The 18,032-nt window shown below is 36.8% G+C and carries 20 protein-coding genes and 1 other annotated feature; of the genes, 19 read left to right on the top strand and 1 reads right to left on the bottom strand.

Going from position 1 to position 18,032, the window contains the following annotated elements:
* Positions 1–16: 16 nt before the first annotated feature.
* The 7 genes from IGL98_RS10080 (at position 17) to thrB (ending at position 7,212) form a co-directional block, all read left to right on the top strand.
* A complete protein-coding gene (locus IGL98_RS10080; protein WP_206911354.1) occupies positions 17–745 on the top strand; it encodes a nitroreductase family protein in 729 nt (242 codons plus the stop codon).
* Positions 746–857: 112 nt separating this feature from the next.
* Positions 858–2,582, top strand: a complete 1,725-nt coding sequence (locus tag IGL98_RS10075) for a phospho-sugar mutase (RefSeq protein ID WP_206846765.1) — start codon at positions 858–860, stop codon at positions 2,580–2,582.
* A gap of 77 nt (positions 2,583–2,659) precedes the next feature.
* Positions 2,660–3,436: a pyrroline-5-carboxylate reductase gene (proC, locus tag IGL98_RS10070; RefSeq protein ID WP_206911353.1), complete on the top strand. Its 777-nt coding sequence runs from the start codon at positions 2,660–2,662 to the stop codon at positions 3,434–3,436.
* A 143-nt stretch (positions 3,437–3,579) separates the two neighbouring features.
* A complete protein-coding gene (locus IGL98_RS10065) occupies positions 3,580–3,867 on the top strand; it encodes an ArsR/SmtB family transcription factor (protein ID WP_069644856.1) in 288 nt (95 codons plus the stop codon).
* Positions 3,868–4,000: 133 nt separating this feature from the next.
* On the top strand, positions 4,001–5,290 hold the full coding sequence (locus IGL98_RS10060) for a homoserine dehydrogenase (protein ID WP_206911352.1): 1,290 nt from the start codon (positions 4,001–4,003) through the stop codon (positions 5,288–5,290).
* 3 nt (positions 5,291–5,293) lie between these two features.
* Positions 5,294–6,352, top strand: coding sequence for a threonine synthase (gene thrC, locus IGL98_RS10055; protein ID WP_206846770.1), 1,059 nt, complete (start codon positions 5,294–5,296; stop codon positions 6,350–6,352).
* Complete coding sequence (thrB, locus tag IGL98_RS10050; RefSeq protein WP_206846772.1) at positions 6,349–7,212, top strand: homoserine kinase; 864 nt, start codon at positions 6,349–6,351, stop codon at positions 7,210–7,212. Before thrC ends, thrB begins: the two co-directional genes overlap by 4 nt.
* A gap of 65 nt (positions 7,213–7,277) precedes the next feature.
* On the opposite strand, the gene IGL98_RS10045 is transcribed toward thrB, so the two are convergent.
* Positions 7,278–8,135, bottom strand: a complete 858-nt coding sequence (locus IGL98_RS10045; protein ID WP_206846773.1) for a pyruvate, water dikinase regulatory protein — start codon at positions 8,133–8,135, stop codon at positions 7,278–7,280.
* Positions 8,136–8,233: 98 nt separating this feature from the next.
* On the opposite strand from IGL98_RS10045, the gene IGL98_RS10040 reads away from it, so the two are divergent.
* The 12 genes from IGL98_RS10040 (at position 8,234) to glyQ (ending at position 18,032) form a co-directional block, all read left to right on the top strand.
* Positions 8,234–8,662 carry a Fur family transcriptional regulator gene (locus tag IGL98_RS10040; RefSeq protein ID WP_206846775.1) on the top strand — a complete coding sequence of 143 codons (429 nt, stop codon included), beginning with the start codon at positions 8,234–8,236 and terminating at the stop codon, positions 8,660–8,662.
* A 207-nt stretch (positions 8,663–8,869) separates the two neighbouring features.
* A complete protein-coding gene (gene rpsU, locus IGL98_RS10035) occupies positions 8,870–9,046 on the top strand; it encodes a 30S ribosomal protein S21 (RefSeq protein WP_002356740.1) in 177 nt (58 codons plus the stop codon).
* Between the two features lie 25 nt (positions 9,047–9,071).
* Positions 9,072–9,521 carry a GatB/YqeY domain-containing protein gene (locus tag IGL98_RS10030; RefSeq protein WP_206911351.1) on the top strand — a complete coding sequence of 150 codons (450 nt, stop codon included), beginning with the start codon at positions 9,072–9,074 and terminating at the stop codon, positions 9,519–9,521.
* Between the two features lie 200 nt (positions 9,522–9,721).
* On the top strand, positions 9,722–10,690 hold the full coding sequence (locus tag IGL98_RS10025) for a PhoH family protein (RefSeq protein WP_206846778.1): 969 nt from the start codon (positions 9,722–9,724) through the stop codon (positions 10,688–10,690).
* A gap of 32 nt (positions 10,691–10,722) precedes the next feature.
* Positions 10,723–12,921: an HD family phosphohydrolase gene (locus IGL98_RS10020; RefSeq protein WP_206911350.1), complete on the top strand. Its 2,199-nt coding sequence runs from the start codon at positions 10,723–10,725 to the stop codon at positions 12,919–12,921.
* A complete protein-coding gene (ybeY, locus tag IGL98_RS10015; protein ID WP_206846780.1) occupies positions 12,921–13,397 on the top strand; it encodes an rRNA maturation RNase YbeY in 477 nt (158 codons plus the stop codon). The genes IGL98_RS10020 and ybeY overlap by 1 nt, the downstream gene beginning before the upstream one ends.
* Positions 13,375–13,782, top strand: coding sequence for a diacylglycerol kinase family protein (locus IGL98_RS10010; RefSeq protein WP_277989038.1), 408 nt, complete (start codon positions 13,375–13,377; stop codon positions 13,780–13,782). The genes ybeY and IGL98_RS10010 overlap by 23 nt, the downstream gene beginning before the upstream one ends.
* A 12-nt stretch (positions 13,783–13,794) precedes the next feature.
* Positions 13,795–14,697, top strand: a complete 903-nt coding sequence (era, locus tag IGL98_RS10005; protein ID WP_206911349.1) for a GTPase Era — start codon at positions 13,795–13,797, stop codon at positions 14,695–14,697.
* Positions 14,698–14,790: 93 nt separating this feature from the next.
* Positions 14,791–15,600 (top strand): DNA repair protein RecO, encoded by an 810-nt coding sequence (gene recO / locus IGL98_RS10000; RefSeq protein WP_206846782.1) that lies wholly within the window; start codon positions 14,791–14,793, stop codon positions 15,598–15,600.
* Positions 15,581–16,300 carry an AAA family ATPase gene (locus IGL98_RS09995; RefSeq protein ID WP_206846783.1) on the top strand — a complete coding sequence of 240 codons (720 nt, stop codon included), beginning with the start codon at positions 15,581–15,583 and terminating at the stop codon, positions 16,298–16,300. Before recO ends, IGL98_RS09995 begins: the two co-directional genes overlap by 20 nt.
* A 50-nt stretch (positions 16,301–16,350) precedes the next feature.
* Positions 16,351–16,518: a binding site (T-box leader), on the top strand.
* Between the two features lie 125 nt (positions 16,519–16,643).
* Positions 16,644–16,886 (top strand): hypothetical protein, encoded by a 243-nt coding sequence (locus IGL98_RS09990; protein ID WP_206846784.1) that lies wholly within the window; start codon positions 16,644–16,646, stop codon positions 16,884–16,886.
* A 237-nt stretch (positions 16,887–17,123) separates the two neighbouring features.
* Positions 17,124–18,032 (top strand): glycine--tRNA ligase subunit alpha, encoded by a 909-nt coding sequence (glyQ, locus tag IGL98_RS09985; protein ID WP_206911348.1) that lies wholly within the window; start codon positions 17,124–17,126, stop codon positions 18,030–18,032.

Raw genomic sequence — 18,032 nt, 5'->3', positions numbered from 1 at the left:
AATGGAGGGAATCAATATGAATAAAACAATTGAGATATTGAAAAATCGACGTAGTTATCGTGATTTTGACGAGAATCATGTTATATCCAAAGAGGACTTGCAGGAGATATTAGATGCGGCTCGACAAGCCCCTAGTTGGATGAATGGTCAATTTTACAGTATTATCGTTATTCAGGAAAAGAAGCTTCGTGAACAATTAGTCAAGTGGAATCCCGGTAATCCCCATATGCTTAAAAGCTCTGTCTTTTTACTATTTATCGGAGATCTTCACCGTACGAAGATGGTCAGTACGGCCCATGAAAGCTTATATCCTATCGATGAAAGTATTGAGCCGGTTATTTTAGCTACGACTGATGCTGCTTTGGCGCTTGAAAATGCTGTGATTGCTACTGAAAGTTTAGGATTAGGCTCAGTGGTGGTTGGGAGTATCCGTAAACATGGAAAAGAAATCAGCCGATTATTGGAGCTGCCAAAGTATACGTTTCCGTTATTTGGGTTGAGCATTGGAAAGCCAATTGTTGAGATGAAAGTCAAACCACGTTTGCCGGAGCCGGCTGTTATTCATTATGATCGCTACCATCCATATGCGTATACATTGATCGAACAATATAATGAGACAATGGAAGCATTTGGGGAAGCAAGAGAGACGAAACGTTGGAGTCAAAAATTTTCGGATTATTTTGCAGCAGAGCCAATAATACTGACGGAGCAATTGTTAAAATTTCAACATCTACTGAAGCAATAGTTGAAATTGGTTTTTAGAGGATATTTTTTGCAGTCCATTACTTTCTTCTAAAGTGCTAGAATGATATACTTACTAATGGGTAGAATATAAATGATAGAAAGAGGTGCTAAACATGTCTTGGGAACAAGTCTATGAACAGTGGATAAATGAAGAAAATATACCAGAAAATTTAAAAAAAGAATTGAACGATTTGAAAGAAAATCCTGAAAAATGTGAGGATGCTTTTTATGCACCTTTAGAGTTTGGAACGGCTGGTATGCGTGGTATTTTAGGTGCCGGAATCAATCGGATGAATATTTTTACGATCCGTCAAGCAACTGAAGGGTTGGCTCGTTTTATGGATGCTGAAGGACCTGAGGCAAAAAGACGGGGAGTTGCAATTGCTTACGACTCTCGTCATATGTCACCAGAATTTGCAATGGAAGCGGCAAAAACGTTAGCGCAACATGATATTCCTGCTTTTGTTTTTGAAAGTTTACGGCCAACGCCTGAGCTGTCTTTTGCAGTTCGTCACTTAAATGCATTTTCAGGAATCATGATCACAGCTTCTCATAATCCAGCAGCTTACAACGGCTATAAAGTTTACGGCGCAGACGGTGGACAAATGCCACCGGCAGATGCTGATGCTCTGACTAAATATGTTCGTGAAATTGAAAACCCGTTAAAGGTTGAAGTCCTAACCGACGATCAAGCAAAAGAGAGTAATTTGATAACAATCATTGGTGAAGAGGTCGATACTGCGTACTTGAAAGAAGTTAAAAAAGTTACGATCAACCAAGAATTGATCAATGAAATGGGTAAAGAATTAAAATTGGTTTATACGCCATTACATGGAACTGGGAAAATGCCAGGTGAAAAAGCCTTGAAACAAGCTGGGTTCAAAAAATTTGTACTTGTTCCAGAACAAGCAATTGCTGACCCTGATTTTACAACGGTCAAATCACCAAATCCAGAAGAGCACTCGGCTTTTGAATATGCTATCCGTCTAGGAGAAAAAGAAGATGCTGATTTATTGATTGCAACAGATCCGGATGCTGACCGTTTAGGTGCAGCAGTTCGTTTACCAGATGGTAGTTATCAAGTTTTAACAGGTAACCAATTAGGATCGATCATGATTCAATATATTCTAGAAGCGCATAAACAAGCAGGAACTTTACCAGAAAATGCTGTTGTCTTGAAATCTATCGTGTCCAGTGAATTAGCAACTGCGATTACAGCGAAATACAACACAAAAATGATAGATGTCTTAACAGGATTTAAGTTTATTGCAGAAAAAATCGAACAATATGAAGAAGATCATTCTCAAACCTTTATGTTTGGCTTTGAAGAAAGTTATGGTTATTTAGTAAAATCCTTCGTTCGCGATAAAGATGCGATCCAAGCACTTGTTTTATTGGCGGAAGTTGCGGCTTTCTACAAGAAACAAGGAAAAACACTTTATGATGGTTTACAAGACATTTTCAAAGAGTATGGTTATTTTGAAGAAAAAACAATTTCAGTAACCTTGAGCGGAATTGAAGGCAGCGAAAAAATTAAAGCGCTAATGAAAAAATTTCGTGAAGAAGCGCCTACTTCATTTGCTAATATCAACGTAACGAAAACGGAAGATTTCAAAGAATTGACAAGAACATTCACTGATGGAAAAGTTGAAGCATTGACGACTCCACCGTCAGATGTATTAAAATATTTCTTGGAAGATGGTAGCTGGATTGCGATCCGTCCATCTGGAACTGAACCCAAGATTAAATTTTATTTGGCAACGAAGGCTGATTCTCAAATAGAAGCTGATCAAAAAATCAAAAATTTTGAGCAAGCAGTTAACGCATTAACTGAATAAAATGAATGGGACTGAAAAAACTGGAAAGAAGTTTTATTTCAGTCCCTTGATTTTTACTATTATAAGGAGTGGTAGATATGAATATTGGATTTATCGGCGCCGGTCACATGGGCAGTGCGATGATTGAAGGCCTGTTAAAAGCTAAAACAGTAGTACCAGAGAATTTATTCGTCAAAGGTGGTTCAAGCGGTACCGCTGAAGCACTGCAAGAGAAACTCGGATTCAAATTGATCAAAGACTATACTGCTTTAAAAGAATGCCAAGTGATTTTTATAGCTACAGGAGCTAGAATCGTTTTAGAGATTTTAAAACAAGCCGCGCCGAATATGACCAAAGACACAATTCTTATTTCGGTTGCGACAGGACATACTGTAGAAGAAGCCCAAGCTATTTTAGGCAAAGAAATCCATGTGGTTCATGCTATTCCTAACACGCCTGTCAGCGTCAATGCTGGAATGATCGGTGCAGTTTTTGCAGATGATATGCCAGTTGAATCAAAAGCTGAAGCGACTCGTGTATTGGAATCTTTGGGGAAAGTTGAAGAAGTTAGCGAAAATATTCTAGGTACATTTGGTACGGTTGCTGGATGCAGCCCAGCATTTGTTGATATATTCATGGAAGCATTAGCGGATGGTGCCGTGTTAGAGGGCATGCCTCGTGCTCTTTCATATGAAATCATTGCGCAAATGATGTTAGGATCTGCCAAACTTGCTATTGAAACTAAAAAACATCCAGGAGAGCTAAAAGATGGTGTCACATCTCCAGGAGGCAGCACGATCAAAGGTGTTACGGCTTTAGAAAAAAATGGATTTAGATATGCTGTGATCGATGCAGTCAAACAAGCGAACAGCTAAGAAGAATAAATTTCGAAAGGCAAGTAGGACTTTAATTTATCCTATTTGTCTTTTTTTGATCATGTATGAAAGAAAAATTCTATCCTCTTTTGAAAAAAGTTTGCTATAATAAGCAAGAGGAAAAGATGAAAGGAAGCTCAGCGATGAAAGAAATAGATGAAATTCAAAAAGTAAGTCAGTTATACAAAGTGTTGAGTGATCCAACTAGATTACGAATTTTACTTCTGTTAAAAAAAGGAGAGCTAAATGTAACCGCAATAGGAGACCAGCTTTCGATGGAACAGTCAGCCGTTTCTCATCAATTGAAACTATTACGAGACAGCCATGTAGTAAGATCCAGACGCGAAGGAAAAACAATTTATTATACACTTGACGACCACCATGTTATTGATATTCTTAATCAAACCTTTGAACATATCAAACACCAATAACTCACCTTTTCTAGGATTCCCATGGGAAATTCAAAGAAAAGGGTAGTTTTTTTTGCGTCAGTTGGGTATACTAGAAACATGTTTTATTAGAAGAAAATGAAATGTTTCTAATTTTATAGTTGGAGGAAGAAGAATGAAGGAAAAATTAAAAATTGGTTTGCTTGGACTAGGTACAGTTGGATCTGGTGTACCAACAATTTTACAAGAGCATCAAGAGAAAATTTCGCAAGTGACGGGAATGGAAATCGTTATTTCAAAAGCTTTAGTACGTGATGAAGAAGAAAAAAGACGTCTGGCTGAGAAATTTGATATTCAGCTCACAACACAGATCGAGGATATTATCAATGATGATGAAATCAAGATTATTGTAGAATTAATAGGAAAAGTAGAACCAGCAAAAACCTTCATTACCAAAGCACTAGAAAATGGGAAACATATTGTAACTGCAAACAAAGATCTTTTGGCTCAACATGGCAGTGAGCTTGTAGCTTTAGCTCAAAAGAATCATTGTGATTTATATTATGAAGCAAGTGTTGCCGGCGGTATTCCTATTTTGCGCACGATTGCCAATAGTTTAGCTGCTGACAATATCCAAAAGGTGTTAGGAATCGTCAATGGAACGACAAATTATATGCTGACACAGATGGTTTCTGAGAAAAAGTCATATAATCAAGCATTAAAAGAAGCCCAAGAGTTAGGATTCGCTGAATCTGATCCAACGAATGACGTGGATGGTATTGATGCAGCCTATAAAATGGTTATTTTAAGCCAGTTTGCTTTTGGGATGAACATTCGATTGGATCAAGTGGATACGCGAGGTATTCGTGGTCTGTCTTTAGATGATGTTGAAATGGCTGCTCAATTAGGCTATGAAGTGAAGTTGATCGGTTCTTCTGAAAATCAAGAGGGCAGTATTGCGGTTGAAGTTGGTCCGATGCTTGTGGCTAAATCGCATCCGATCGCTTCGGTTCGTAATGAATTTAATGCAGTTTTTATCGAAAGTTCAGGTGTTGGTGAGTCAATGTATTATGGGCCAGGTGCAGGTGCTAAGCCAACTGCAACAAGTGTCGTTAGTGATATCATCACAATTGCCAAAAATATCCGTTTAGGAACGACAGGACATATGTTTAATTCCTATCAACATGATACTAAATTAGCAGCAGATGAAACAATTTCTGGAAAGTACTATTTCTCAATCGAAGTGCCGGATCGACATGGTCAAATTTTGAAGTTAACTCAGATAATGACTGAAGCAAATGTTAGTTTTGATCAGTTAGTTCAGCAAAAATCTGACGGTACTCGAGCTAGAATCGTGGCAATCACACATACAATTACCAAAGAACAAATGAAGCAAGTAACAAATGAAATCGAATCAACAGATGGATTCGAACTATTAAATACATTTAAAGTATTGGAGGATTAATCAATGTATGAAGGATTATTAAAACAATATAAGGAATACTTACCAATCACAGATAATACACCAATGATTTCATTGGCTGAAGGAAATACACCATTAATTCCGCTACACAGTTTGTCAAAGGAATTAGGCATCAATTTATATGGAAAATATGAAGGCCTGAATCCGACTGGATCGTTCAAAGACCGCGGAATGGTTATGGCTGTTGCTAAAGCTGTTGAAGAAGGCGCAAAAGCAATCGTTTGTGCGTCAACAGGAAATACAAGTGCAGCAGCTGCTGCTTATGCTACAAGAGCAGGTGTTAAAGCCTATGTGGTTATTCCAGATGGCAAAATTGCAATGGGCAAACTCGCGCAAGCAATTATTTATGGTGCAGATATCATCTCGATTCCAGGCAATTTTGATGAAGCGTTGAAAGCTGTTCGTGATATTGCTGAAACAGAAGCCGTAGCACTAGTTAATTCAGTGAATCCTTATCGCTTAGAAGGTCAAAAGACAGCAGCTTTTGAAGTCTGCGAACAACTTGGACAAGCGCCTGATGTTTTAGCAATTCCAGTTGGAAATGCTGGGAATATCTCTGCATACTGGAAAGGCTTTAAAGAATGGCATGATAAAAAAGGAACACTTTTACCACGAATGCATGGTTTTGAAGCAGAAGGAGCTGCAGCAATCGTGAAAGGTGAAGTAATCGAACAACCTGAGACAATTGCGACAGCGATCCGTATTGGAAATCCAGCTAGTTGGACATTAGCCGAAGCTGCTCGTGATGAATCGAAGGGACATATCGATTCAGTAACCGATGAAGAAATTCTGAATGCTTACCGAAAAGTTGCTGCACAAGATGGTGTATTTGTTGAACCAGGCTCAGCCGCTTCTTTAGCAGGTGTAATCCAACATGTGAAAAATGGAAAAATCAAACAAGGAGAAACGGTCGTAGCTGTTTTCACTGGTAATGGATTGAAAGATCCTGATACCGCAATCAATGCAACCGATGTAAAAATCTCTAAAATGAGTGATTTAGAAGAAATGCGGATGCATTTACGTAATGGAGTGTCAGAACTATGAAAATAAGAATTCCCGCAACCAGCGCAAATCTAGGTCCGGGTTTTGACTCATGTGGTATTGCCTTGTCGCAATATCTTAATATCGAAGTTTTGGAAAATACTAAAGAGTGGAAAATTATACACTCTTTAGGGAGTGACATCCCGACGGATGCTACAAATCTATTAATTCAAACAGCACTAAAATTAGCTCCTGATCTTTCACCAAAAGTGTTGAAAATGACGTCAGATATTCCTTTAGCTAGAGGTTTAGGTAGTAGTTCTAGTGTAATTGTTGGTGGCATTGAACTTGCCAATCGACTAGGAAATTTGAATTTATCTCAAAAGGAAAAAGTACAGATAGCTACTGAAATTGAAGGTCATCCAGACAATGTTGCTCCAGCTATCTGTGGAGATTTTGTTGTTGCGAGTTATGTTGATGGTGAAGTTCACTCTGTGAAACATCATTTTCCAATGTGCGATGTGATTGCTTATATTCCGGATGTTCATCTATTGACATCTGAAAGCCGAAGTGTACTTCCGACTTCGATTCCTTATAAAGAAGCTGTTCAAGCAAGTTCGATCGCGAACGTAATGATTGCTGCAATTTTGAATGGTAATTTGCCTTTGGCTGGTTTAATGATGGAGAAAGATCGTTGGCATGAAGCATATCGAAAAAAACTAGTTCCACATTTAGATGAAATTCGAGCTCTTAGTCATAAAGTCGGATCGTATGGCGCATTTTTAAGCGGTGCTGGTCCAACAGTATTGATTTTGTCTCCTGAGGAAAAAACAGATCAAATGGTTCAAGAACTAGAAAAATTTCCTCAATCAGCTACAATCAATGTGTTGTCGATAGACAAAGAAGGTATTCAAGTGTTTTAAAAAAACTAAGAGCAGTGAGGTTGTTTTTTACCTCATACTAATGCTCTTAGTTTTTTATTTATCTATTAGGCTTCAGGGGATTCCGTTGCATAATAACTATGATCTTCCAAATTTAAAGCATTCAAAATCATTGAAGCTGTTTCTTCAATCGATAAGGAAGCTACATTGATAACCACACAACCTAGTTTTTCATATAAATCATTTGCAAATGTTAATTCTTTTCTGATTTTTTCAATATCTGAATAAGAAGTATCAGCAGGTAGACCATAAGTTCTCATTCTTTCTTTACGGATACCGTTTAAGATATCTGGATCATTTGTCAGTCCTACGATTTTTTTAGGATTAGTTTCCCATAATTGTTTTGGCAAATGAGCTTCTGGAATCAAAGGTAAGTTTGCTACTTTCAAATTTTTATTTGCTAAAAATAAACTAAGGGGTGTTTTTGAGGTTCTAGAAACACCTAATAAGAGTACATCTGCTTCCAAGAAACCTCTTGGATCTTTACCATCGTCATATTTTACGGCGAATTCCATTGCTTCGATTCGTTTAAAGTAATTCTCATTCAAATGATGCAGGGCTCCAGGTTCTCTGGTAGGTGCAACGCCAGTCAGTCTCTCAATTTCAGCTACTGGCGGTGTTAAAATATCAAAGTGATATAAATTATGCTCTTCAAAAAAATCATTCGCAATCTTCACTAAGCGATCATTTACGATTGTGTGTAAAACCATGGCATTTTCACGTTTTGCATCTTCAAGTGCTTTTCTAAGTTTATCTTCTTCTTTAGCAAATGTTCTTCTAAATAACGAAAAGTCGATGGTAGGGTATTGAGCCATAGAAGCTGCTGCTAATTTGGAAGCTGTTTCGCCTGCTGAATCAGAAATGACGAAGATCGTCACACATTTTTTTTGTTCATTCGTTGTCATAGTATGATTCCTCTCTTGCTTTTTTTATAGATTTATTATACCATACCTTCATGAATCTTATTCGTAATGATTTTGATTTAAGAACTGGAGGTTATCAAATGACACAGTCAAATTCTAAAGTAGAGCAGTCGTTAGCGGTGATGAAAAAGAATGGCTTGAAATATACAAAAAAAAGAGAAGCGATGATCACCTATCTAATTAGGAGAAATCGTTATATTTCTGCAAGAGAAGTGTATGAATTTATGAATCAAGAATATAAAGGGGTGAGCTACGATACTATTTACCGAAACCTACATGATTTTGAAACCTTTGATCTGCTAGAAACAACTGATTTGAACGGAGAAAAAAAGTTCCGCTTTCATTGTTGTCAGGAAGTAGGACATCACCATCATTTTATTTGCACCGTTTGCGGAAAAACAAAAGAAATTCACATGTGCCCGATGGACTTTTTCAAAGAACAATTAAGCGGATGTGAAATTGAAGGACATCGATTTGAGATTTTTGGTCGCTGTGAGGAGTGCAGATGATCGTTTTTTTCTGAAAAAATCATGAATATTACATATGTGTGTAAAACTTTACTCATTTTGGTAATTTTTTATGCTTTTTTTCAATACAAAGGTTGACGTTAAAATAACCATTAGATATAATGTATTAAGAACGGTATTTTATTTATGTTAAATAACTCATAAATATAAAAAACGGTTACTTTTTAAGCTCGGAGGGAGGGAATTAACATGTCAAAAACTGTCGTTCGTAAAAACGAATCTCTTGACGATGCTCTTCGTCGCTTCAAACGTTCCGTTTCAAAAGCGGGTACTTTACAAGAATCTCGTAAACGTGAATTCTACGAAAAACCAAGTGTAAAGCGTAAGAAAAAATCTGAAGCAGCTAGAAAACGTAAAAAATTCTAGTTTTCGATGAATTGGAGTTGGTTGTATGTCATTACTAACAACATTGAATGACGATATAAAGACAGCAATGAAGTCAAAAGATAAAGATACTTTATCTGTACTTCGTATGCTGAAAGCAGCCATTCAAAATGAGCAGATTAAAACTGGCCGTGATTTGGACGGAGAAGAAGAGTTAACAGTTTTATCTCGTGAGATGAAACAACGCAGAGACTCTTTATCAGAGTTTGAAAAAGCGGGACGTGACGATCTTGCTGACAAAGTAAAAATCGAAATCGCAATTGTTGAAAAATATATGCCAAAACAACTTTCAGATGAAGAAATTCGTCAGATTGTTCAAACGGCAATTGATCAGACCGGAGCGTCTTCACCAAAGGAATTTGGTAAAGTTATGAGTGCTGTAATGCCTGAAGTAAAAGGTAAAGCAGACGGCAATCAGGTCAATGCAATTGTAAAAGAATTGTTACAAGAGAATTAGTCAAAGTGAAAAAGCCAACGGATTTCCGTTGGTTTTTTTGTCCAAAAAAAACAGATAAAGAAATGGGGATAATAATAGAGGCATTTAAGTTTCTGTGAAGAAAGAAAAACAAGCCTCTAGTTTTAGCCCACTCTCTTTTTAATAAATAAATATTATGGTATGATTGTAAAGAATGAAAAAATAAAGGAGATGGGCATTTTTTGACAGAAAATCAGTCAATATCTTTAGAATTGAAATTAAATGATTCTGATGATGTGAGTATGCTTTTAGGAACCCATGATAAACATATAAAATATTTAGAAGAAAATGCGGCAGTAACAATCAACACACGGGGGGAGACGATTCAATTACTTGGTGAAGAATCTGAGGTCCAATTGATTGCTTCTGTTCTGCGCACGCTACAAGTACTGATTCAACGCGGCATCAAAATCAGTACGCCAGACGTTGTCTCTGCTTTGAAAATGGCAAGAAGCGGCGATTTGGATGCCTTTGTGACCATGTATGAAGAAGAAATCCTAAAAGATCACCATGGTAGAGCGATTCGGATCAAAAATGTTGGACAAAAACGATATATCGATGCTGTACGTAAACGCGATATTATTTTTGGAATCGGTCCAGCTGGAACGGGAAAAACCTTTCTAGCCGTGGTTATGGCTGTATCAGCTCTAAAAAAAGGGGAAGTCCAAAAAATTATTTTAACTCGTCCAGCTGTTGAAGCAGGAGAAAGTCTAGGTTTTTTACCAGGTGATTTAAAAGAAAAAGTCGATCCGTATCTACGCCCTGTTTATGATGCGTTGTATCAAGTTTTTGGTATGGATCATACGAACCGTTTAATGGAACGTGGTGTAATCGAAATTGCGCCATTAGCATATATGAGAGGTCGGACATTGGATGATGCTTTCGTCATTCTTGATGAAGCACAAAATACAACCGTCGCCCAAATGAAGATGTTTTTGACAAGGTTAGGTTTTAATTCAAGAATGATCGTCAATGGCGATACAAGCCAGATCGACTTACCTAAAGGCGTAGCTAGCGGCTTGATTCATGCAGAAAAAACATTACAGTCTATCGATAAAATTGCGTTTGTCCATTTTGATGCTGGAGATGTTGTGAGGCATCCCGTTGTTGCTCAAATTATTCGAGCGTATGAAAAAGAAAGTCAAAAATAGTTTAAAACCTGCGGAAAGGAGTGAAAATTCCGTTGAAATACTCGTTACTAAAATTACGCGATAAATTTGGGAAGGCTTATATTCCTATACTTGTACTAATTTTTTCATGTTTTTTATTTATCATTATGTTCGGTAGTGTGTATCAGAAAAGAGTGGAAATAAAAGAAGGTCAGCTTGCTGAAAATACGATTCGAGCGAATAAAAACGTTGAAAATACCTATGAAACGGGGCAAAAGAAAAAGTTGGCCGCAGAAGCTGTTACGCCTGAATATATTTATCAGGAAGAAACAGCGGATATCCAGCATAAACGAATTGAAAAACTATTTAAGCTGATTGTTAATGCAAATGAAAAGACAGAAAAAGATTATGAAGAGAAAAAAGCGAAGGCTAAAAAAGATGAGACGATCCCGAGTCCAACGATAGAAGAGAGAATTGCCAATCTAAAAGCTCAATTTGAATCGTTGGATCAAGACGAAGTCGCTTTTTATCAAAAATTTCCAAATGTATTTTATCAAAATATATTTTCATTAGATGACAATCAGATTCAGCAAGTAAAAACTGAAAGCTTAAAAATCGTAGATGAAAAAATGAAAGATCATGTTCGAGAAGCTGATCTGGATAATATTCGTCAAAGTGCAATTGAAAAAATTCAATTCCTTGATGTTACTAGTACGATGCAGCAAGAAATTCGTTATATTGTAAATCAAGGTATTGTGGCGAATGATTTTGCTAACGATAAAAAGACAAAAGAAATGCGCCAAAATGCAATGGATGCTGTTCCGCCTTCTATGATCTATCAAGGTGAAATTATCGTTCGTGAAGGGACGCAAATCGACAGTAAGGCGATGGAAAAACTTGAAATATTAGGTATGACCAATCAAAGCACTTCGCTATTTCCAATGGCGGCCTTAGCTTTAGCAATTGTTTTGCAAGTATTCGTTTTATTATTCTTTACAAAACAAGTGACAGAGGAAGGCAGACGTAGACATTTTATTTTGTTCTATGTAGGTGCAATGTCTTTAAGTGTCGTATTGATGAAGTTCTTCCAAATTTTTCAAACCGAACAAATGATGCATATTTCATTATTTTTCCCGGCAGCCTTTACACCTCTTGTGTTAAATTATTTTGTAAGTCGAAGAGCAGGGGTTTTAGCTGCTGTTTTCCAAGTGATATTTTCATTATTCGTGTTTTATAATTCTATAGGAACTAACTCGTTGACGATTATTTTAGTGAGTTATATGTTTTCTGGTCTATTGGCAACTGTAGTTAAACGCACGCGAATAGGTGAACAAGGACTAGTTGCCGTTTTTTGGGTCATTATTTTCCCTGTTTGTGTAGACTTTATTTTGATGGTTTATCAAGGGATGAGCTTTTTTGACGGTAAATCATGGACAATGATGATCTGTGCTTTAGCTGGAACTGTATTGTCTTTCCTTGCTACAATGGGACTTCATCCGTATATTGAATTACTTGTAACGGATGATAGTGTGATTGTTTTAAATGAACTAAGTAACCCAAATCACCCTTTGCTGAAACGACTACTTGAAGAAGCGCCAGGAACGTATCACCACAGTATGATGGTGGCAAGTTTAAGTGCAAACGCAGTAGCTGAAATCGGAGGCCGTTCATTATTAACACGAGTTGCTTGTTATTATCATGATATTGGCAAAATCAAACATGCGAATTTCTTTGTTGAAAACTTACCAGCCGGAGCTGAAAATCCGCATAATTTCTTGTTGCCAGAAGACAGCAAACAAATTATTTTTGGTCATGTTATTGACGGTGCTAAAATATTAGAAGACTATCATATGCCTGAAATGGTGATCGATATTTGTCGCCAGCATCATGGTACGACTTTAATGAAGTTTTTCTTTGTGAAAGCAAAAGAACGAAACCCAGATATTTCTGAAGCAGTTTTCAGATATCCAGGTCCTAAACCTCAAACTAGAGAAGCGGGAATCGTTAGTATTGCTGATACATGTGAGGCTGCGGTCCGTGCGATGGATCATCCAACGAACGAGAAAATCCAAGCTTTTGTTCATAATGTTATTCAAGATCGGATTGCAGATGGACAACTGGATGATTGTGGTTTAACGATGAAAGAAATTCGGATCATCGAGAAGTCTCTAGTCAATGGGTTATGTAGTACATTCCATTCTAGAATTAAATATCCAAAAATGAAATCCGAAGCAGAAGAAATGAAAGATGAACAAGAAAAGAGAGATGACTAATGGATATTTCATTCATTGATGAAACAAGTAATTTATCAAAAGAAAATTTAGAAGAAGTAGAAAGTCTGCTGCAGTTTGCAGCTGATTTTCTAAAAATATCTGAAGATACTGAAATGTCCGTTGCATTTATGGATAACGCAGGTATTCAGGTGATAAATAGAGACTACCGTGGAAAAGATGTACCCACAGACGTTATCAGCTTTGCTTTAGAAGAAGAAGGCGAAGATGAACTGCCGATTATTTTTGAAGATGCAGCAGAAGCGTTTCCTAGAAACCTTGGAGATATCATGATATCGACTGAACGAGCGGCAGAACAAGCAGCAGAATATGGTCATTCTTTTGAACGGGAATTAGGTTTTTTGGCTGTGCATGGTTTTTTACATTTAAATGGTTACGATCATATGGGACCTGATGATGAGAAAGAAATGTTTGGTTTACAGAAAGAGATCTTAGATGCCTATGGACTCAAAAGATAAGCGGACAGCGAAGAATAAACATTTTATAGCCTCATTGGAGTTTGCTCTTCAAGGGATCAAGACAGTATTTAAGGAAGAGCGTAACATGCGGACACATATTTTAATGGGGATTACAGCGATCATTATTGGCTTTGTTTTACGATTAGCGATCTCAGAATGGTTGTGGTTGTTACTTGCAATCTTTCTTGTATTAGTGATGGAGATTATTAATACAGTGTTTGAAAATGTGGTTGATATGGTGACTGATTTTCATTTCCATCCAATTGGCAAGAAAATCAAAGATATGGCTGCAGGCGCAGTTCTTTTAACGACGGGATTCGCTGTGGTTGTTGGAGTGCTGTTGTTTGTCCCGAAAATTTGGCAGATACTACAAGATTTTTTATAGAGGAGAGAAACAATGACAGACGTACACAAATCCGGATTTGTAGCGATCGTAGGAAGACCTAATGTGGGTAAATCTACATTGCTGAACCGAATTGTCGGACAAAAAATTGCGATTATGAGTGATAAAGCTCAAACAACTAGAAATAAGATACAAGGTATTTATACAGTTCCAGAAGCACAAATCGTTTTTATCGATACACCTGGTATTCACAAGCCGAAACATCGTTTAGGTGATTTTATGGTTGAAACAGCTTATAGCGCATTACGTGAAGTGGATGCAACGCTTTTCATGATCAGTGCGGATCAAAAAAGAGGTAAAGGTGATGATTTCATCATTGAACGTCTTAAAACAATGACTAGCCCTGTTTATCTCGTGATCAATAAAATCGATACGGTTCATCCGGATCAGCTTTTGGGAATCATTGAAGATTATGCAAGTCAAATGGAATTTGCAGAAGTTGTGCCTATTTCAGCTACTGAAGGGAATAATGTGGATCGTTTGATGGATGTTTTAGTAGATCAAATGCCAGAGGGTCCACAGTATTTTCCAGATGATCAAGTAACAGATCACCCTGAATATTTTATTGTATCTGAATTAGTTCGTGAAAAAGTATTATTGCTTACAAGAGATGAAATTCCTCATTCAGTTGCCGTTGTAGTTGATTCAATGAAACGTGATGAGAATGATAAAGTACGCATTCAAGCAACAATCATCGTGGAACGTGATAGCCAAAAAGGGATCATTATTGGTAAGGGCGGCAAGATGCTCAAACAAATCGGAACAAAAGCTAGACAAGATATTGAACATTTACTTGATGATAAAGTTTACTTAGAACTTTGGGTAAAAGTGCAAAAAGACTGGCGTGATAAAAAAGTTCATTTACAAGACTTTGGTTATCGAAAAGACGATTATTAATGAGAAACGAAGGAACAATTCTGTATTATTACGGGATTGTTCTTTTGCTTCTTTCTCTGCTAAAATAGATTAGAAAATATAGGAGGCGAAAACATGACCTTAGGGGAAACAAAAGGAATTATTTTATTTACCAAGGACTACAAAGAAAAAGATAAGCTAGTCAAGATTTTTACGGAATCGTTTGGTAAATTGATGTTTTTTGTCAAAGGAGCACATCGTAAAAATAATCCAATCGGTCCTGCAATTTTGCCTTTTACAGAAGCTTTATATATCGGTGATTATAGAGAAGACGGATTGTCATTTTTAAATGGAAGTAAAGATGTCCAACCGTTTCGAATGATTCAGGAAGACATTTTTATTAATGCTTACGCGACGTATATTTTGAACTTAGTTGATGCGGCAATCGATGATCGAACATACGATCCGAATTTGTACCATTTTGTTCAGCAAGCACTTCGCTTGTTGAACGAGAATAAAGATGCGGAGATTATCACCAATATTTTTGAAATCCAATTATTAAGCCGTTTCGGTATTACACCAGAATGGAGACATTGTGCGGTTTGCCAAGAAACGCGAGGGAAGTTTGATTATTCTTCAAAATATAGTGGGGTTCTTTGTGAACGACATTGGCATCTTGACAACCATCGCTATCATGCTGATCCTAGAGCAATCCATTTCATTCGTCTTTTTTCTGCTGTTTCTTATGATAAGGTTCAAGATATCAATGTTAAGCCAGAGACGAAAACCGCGATAAGACAAACTATTGATGAATTATATGATGAGTATGTAGGGATTCATCTGAAGAGTAAGAAATTTATCGATCAAATGAAAAGTTGGGAAGACACCTTGAAGTTGCCTAAGCGTGAAAAAAAGGATGAAGATAATGACAAAACTGTATCTTAAAGGGATAAAATATGATAAAAATAAATCAACATCGCGATTTCCTTTTAATTTGCCTATTTTAACTGATTTAAATCAACTTATTTTTGAGACTCCAGTTACTTTTTTGATTGGTGAGAATGGCTCTGGAAAGTCAACTATTATAGAAACAATAGCTGGACTAATGGATTTAAATCTTGAAGGTGGCTCAAAAAATAATTTATTTGTTTCTTATGAAGAACAATCTTTATTAGTTGAAGCGAGTCGACCAATAAAGTATCCCTATTACCCAAGGGACAGTTATTTTTATCGAGCAGAATCCTATTATAATTTAATGACTGATATTGATTTGCGTGACCAAGACGGCGAAGGTGTTTTTGAAAGAGAGCTACACAAGTATTCAAGAGGGGAATCGTTTTATGAGTTAGTTACAACTCGTTTTTTTGGTCAAGGGTTTTATCTACTAGATGAACCAGAAACAGGTTTGTCTCTCAGCACTCAATTGCAATTGATGGTTGCAATGCAGGAGTTAGTAAACGCCGACTCACAATTTGTGATTGCTACTCATTCCCCAGTATTATTGTTTTTTCCAAACGCTAGAATTTATGAATTTATCGATGGTAAAATTATCAAACGTACATTGGAAGAAACGAAAATCTATCAAGATTGGGCAATGATTTTTGAAAGAAAAGAACAATTTTTTCGAATGCTGTTTGAATCTTAAAAAATAATTTGACATCTTAGCAATCAAAGATTATCATAAAGAGTAATTAAATAAATACGTTGAAAAAGAAGAGTAAAAAGAATTGCTGTCATAGCGAATCTGGGAGAGTGTAAGCCAGGTACATGCAACTTTTGAATGGCGCTTTTGAGTATATTTAAACGAAGCTGCCGATAGTTGATATCGGAAGTAGGGTGGAACCGCGATTATTCGTCCCTATGTCTCTTGGAGGCATAGGGACTTTTTGTATTACCACTTTAATAATAGTGGTAAAGCTCGTCTCCTATGCGCTCAAGAGAACAATACTTTATTGCTATTTTTAAAATCATCGAAAAGGAGGTACAGCATGCAATTTAATGCAACGTTTTTCCCTGCTGATTTTACAGAGAACAAGTTAAAAGTTTTATCTCTTGTTAGACTGTTGGTTCAGATAAAGGAAAATGATGGTACAGAAATCGAAGAATTTGAAACGAACCCTAGCGAAAAGTTATACAAGATCAATACGGAATTGACAGAAACCATGAAAGTTGAAGTTTCTGTTGTTCCAGATGAAGTGATGGAGTTTTATCCAGTTGTTACAGCGTTGTAAAAAGGTAGTTTAGTTTTATGAGAATGGAAAAAGATAAAAAATGAATGTGATAAAAAGTGTCACAGTCAATTTTTCCTATTTTCCATTCGAGGCTGACCGAGCTCTTTCAGCTTTTGTATTATCTAGCTTCGCGGGCTAGTTTTTCGGAAAAAAGACAAAAAGCGTCACAATCACTTTTTCCTATTTTTCTGTCAGGGCTGGAAGAGCCTGTTACACTTTTAAATTAGGAGGATCACAATGGAAAAGAAACTTACTGTACAAGAAATGATTTTAACTTTACAAAAATTTTGGTCATCAAACGGTTGTATGTTGATGCAAGCATATGATACGGAAAAAGGGGCGGGGACAATGAGTCCTTATACTTTTTTACGAGCAATTGGCCCTGAACCTTGGAATGCGGCTTATGTAGAACCTTCAAGAAGACCGGCAGATGGCCGTTATGGAGAAAATCCAAACCGCTTATATCAACATCATCAATTTCAAGTAGTCATGAAACCATCGCCCGAAAATATTCAAGAATTATATTTAGAAAGTTTAGAGTTATTAGGGATCGATCCTTTAGCTCATGATATTCGTTTTGTTGAAGATAATTGGGAAAATCCTTCTATGGGATGTGCAGGTCTTGGTTGGGAAGTTTGGCTTGATGGCATGGAGATTACTCAGTTTACCTACTTCCAACAAGTAGGCGGATTAGCTTGTCATCCAGTTACTTCGGAAATTACGTACGGGATCGAGCGACTAGCATCTTATATTCAAGAAGTAGAAAGTGTTTATGATCTAGAATGGACAGAAGGCGTTAAGTACGGAGAAATTTTCAATCAGCCTGAGTATGAACATTCGAAGTATTCATTTGAAATCAGCAATCAAGATATGTTATTGGAAAACTTTGATAAATTTGAAAAAGAAGCGAAACGTTGTATTGATGAAAGCCTAGTACATCCAGCCTATGATTATATCTTGAAATGTAGCCATACATTTAATTTATTGGATGCTCGTGGTGCTGTGTCTGTAACGGAACGAGCTGGATATTTAGCGCGCATCAGAAACTTGGCTAAATCTGTAGCGAAAATCTTTGTCGCAGAACGTGAAAAATTAGGATTTCCTCTTTTAAACAAAGAAAATCAAACTACTAAGGAGGCAAAATAA

The sequence above is a fragment of the Enterococcus sp. DIV0840 genome, from assembly GCF_050527835.1.
GTDB lineage: Bacteria > Bacillota > Bacilli > Lactobacillales > Enterococcaceae > Enterococcus_L > Enterococcus_L ureasiticus.
This window is presented reverse-complemented; position numbering and strand designations above follow the sequence as displayed.

Coding starts and splice junctions, on each gene's coding strand:
- IGL98_RS10080 (WP_206911354.1), top strand. CDS start 17: ATGAATAAAACAATTGAGATATTGAAAAATCGACGTAGTTATCGTGAT.
- IGL98_RS10075 (WP_206846765.1), top strand. CDS start 858: ATGTCTTGGGAACAAGTCTATGAACAGTGGATAAATGAAGAAAATATA.
- proC (WP_206911353.1), top strand. CDS start 2,660: ATGAATATTGGATTTATCGGCGCCGGTCACATGGGCAGTGCGATGATT.
- IGL98_RS10065 (WP_069644856.1), top strand. CDS start 3,580: ATGAAAGAAATAGATGAAATTCAAAAAGTAAGTCAGTTATACAAAGTG.
- IGL98_RS10060 (WP_206911352.1), top strand. CDS start 4,001: ATGAAGGAAAAATTAAAAATTGGTTTGCTTGGACTAGGTACAGTTGGA.
- thrC (WP_206846770.1), top strand. CDS start 5,294: ATGTATGAAGGATTATTAAAACAATATAAGGAATACTTACCAATCACA.
- thrB (WP_206846772.1), top strand. CDS start 6,349: ATGAAAATAAGAATTCCCGCAACCAGCGCAAATCTAGGTCCGGGTTTT.
- IGL98_RS10045 (WP_206846773.1), bottom strand. CDS start 8,135: ATGACAACGAATGAACAAAAAAAATGTGTGACGATCTTCGTCATTTCT.
- IGL98_RS10040 (WP_206846775.1), top strand. CDS start 8,234: ATGACACAGTCAAATTCTAAAGTAGAGCAGTCGTTAGCGGTGATGAAA.
- rpsU (WP_002356740.1), top strand. CDS start 8,870: ATGTCAAAAACTGTCGTTCGTAAAAACGAATCTCTTGACGATGCTCTT.
- IGL98_RS10030 (WP_206911351.1), top strand. CDS start 9,072: ATGTCATTACTAACAACATTGAATGACGATATAAAGACAGCAATGAAG.
- ybeY (WP_206846780.1), top strand. CDS start 12,921: ATGGATATTTCATTCATTGATGAAACAAGTAATTTATCAAAAGAAAAT.
- IGL98_RS10010 (WP_277989038.1), top strand. CDS start 13,375: ATGCCTATGGACTCAAAAGATAAGCGGACAGCGAAGAATAAACATTTT.
- era (WP_206911349.1), top strand. CDS start 13,795: ATGACAGACGTACACAAATCCGGATTTGTAGCGATCGTAGGAAGACCT.
- recO (WP_206846782.1), top strand. CDS start 14,791: ATGACCTTAGGGGAAACAAAAGGAATTATTTTATTTACCAAGGACTAC.
- IGL98_RS09995 (WP_206846783.1), top strand. CDS start 15,581: ATGACAAAACTGTATCTTAAAGGGATAAAATATGATAAAAATAAATCA.
- IGL98_RS09990 (WP_206846784.1), top strand. CDS start 16,644: ATGCAATTTAATGCAACGTTTTTCCCTGCTGATTTTACAGAGAACAAG.
- glyQ (WP_206911348.1), top strand. CDS start 17,124: ATGGAAAAGAAACTTACTGTACAAGAAATGATTTTAACTTTACAAAAA.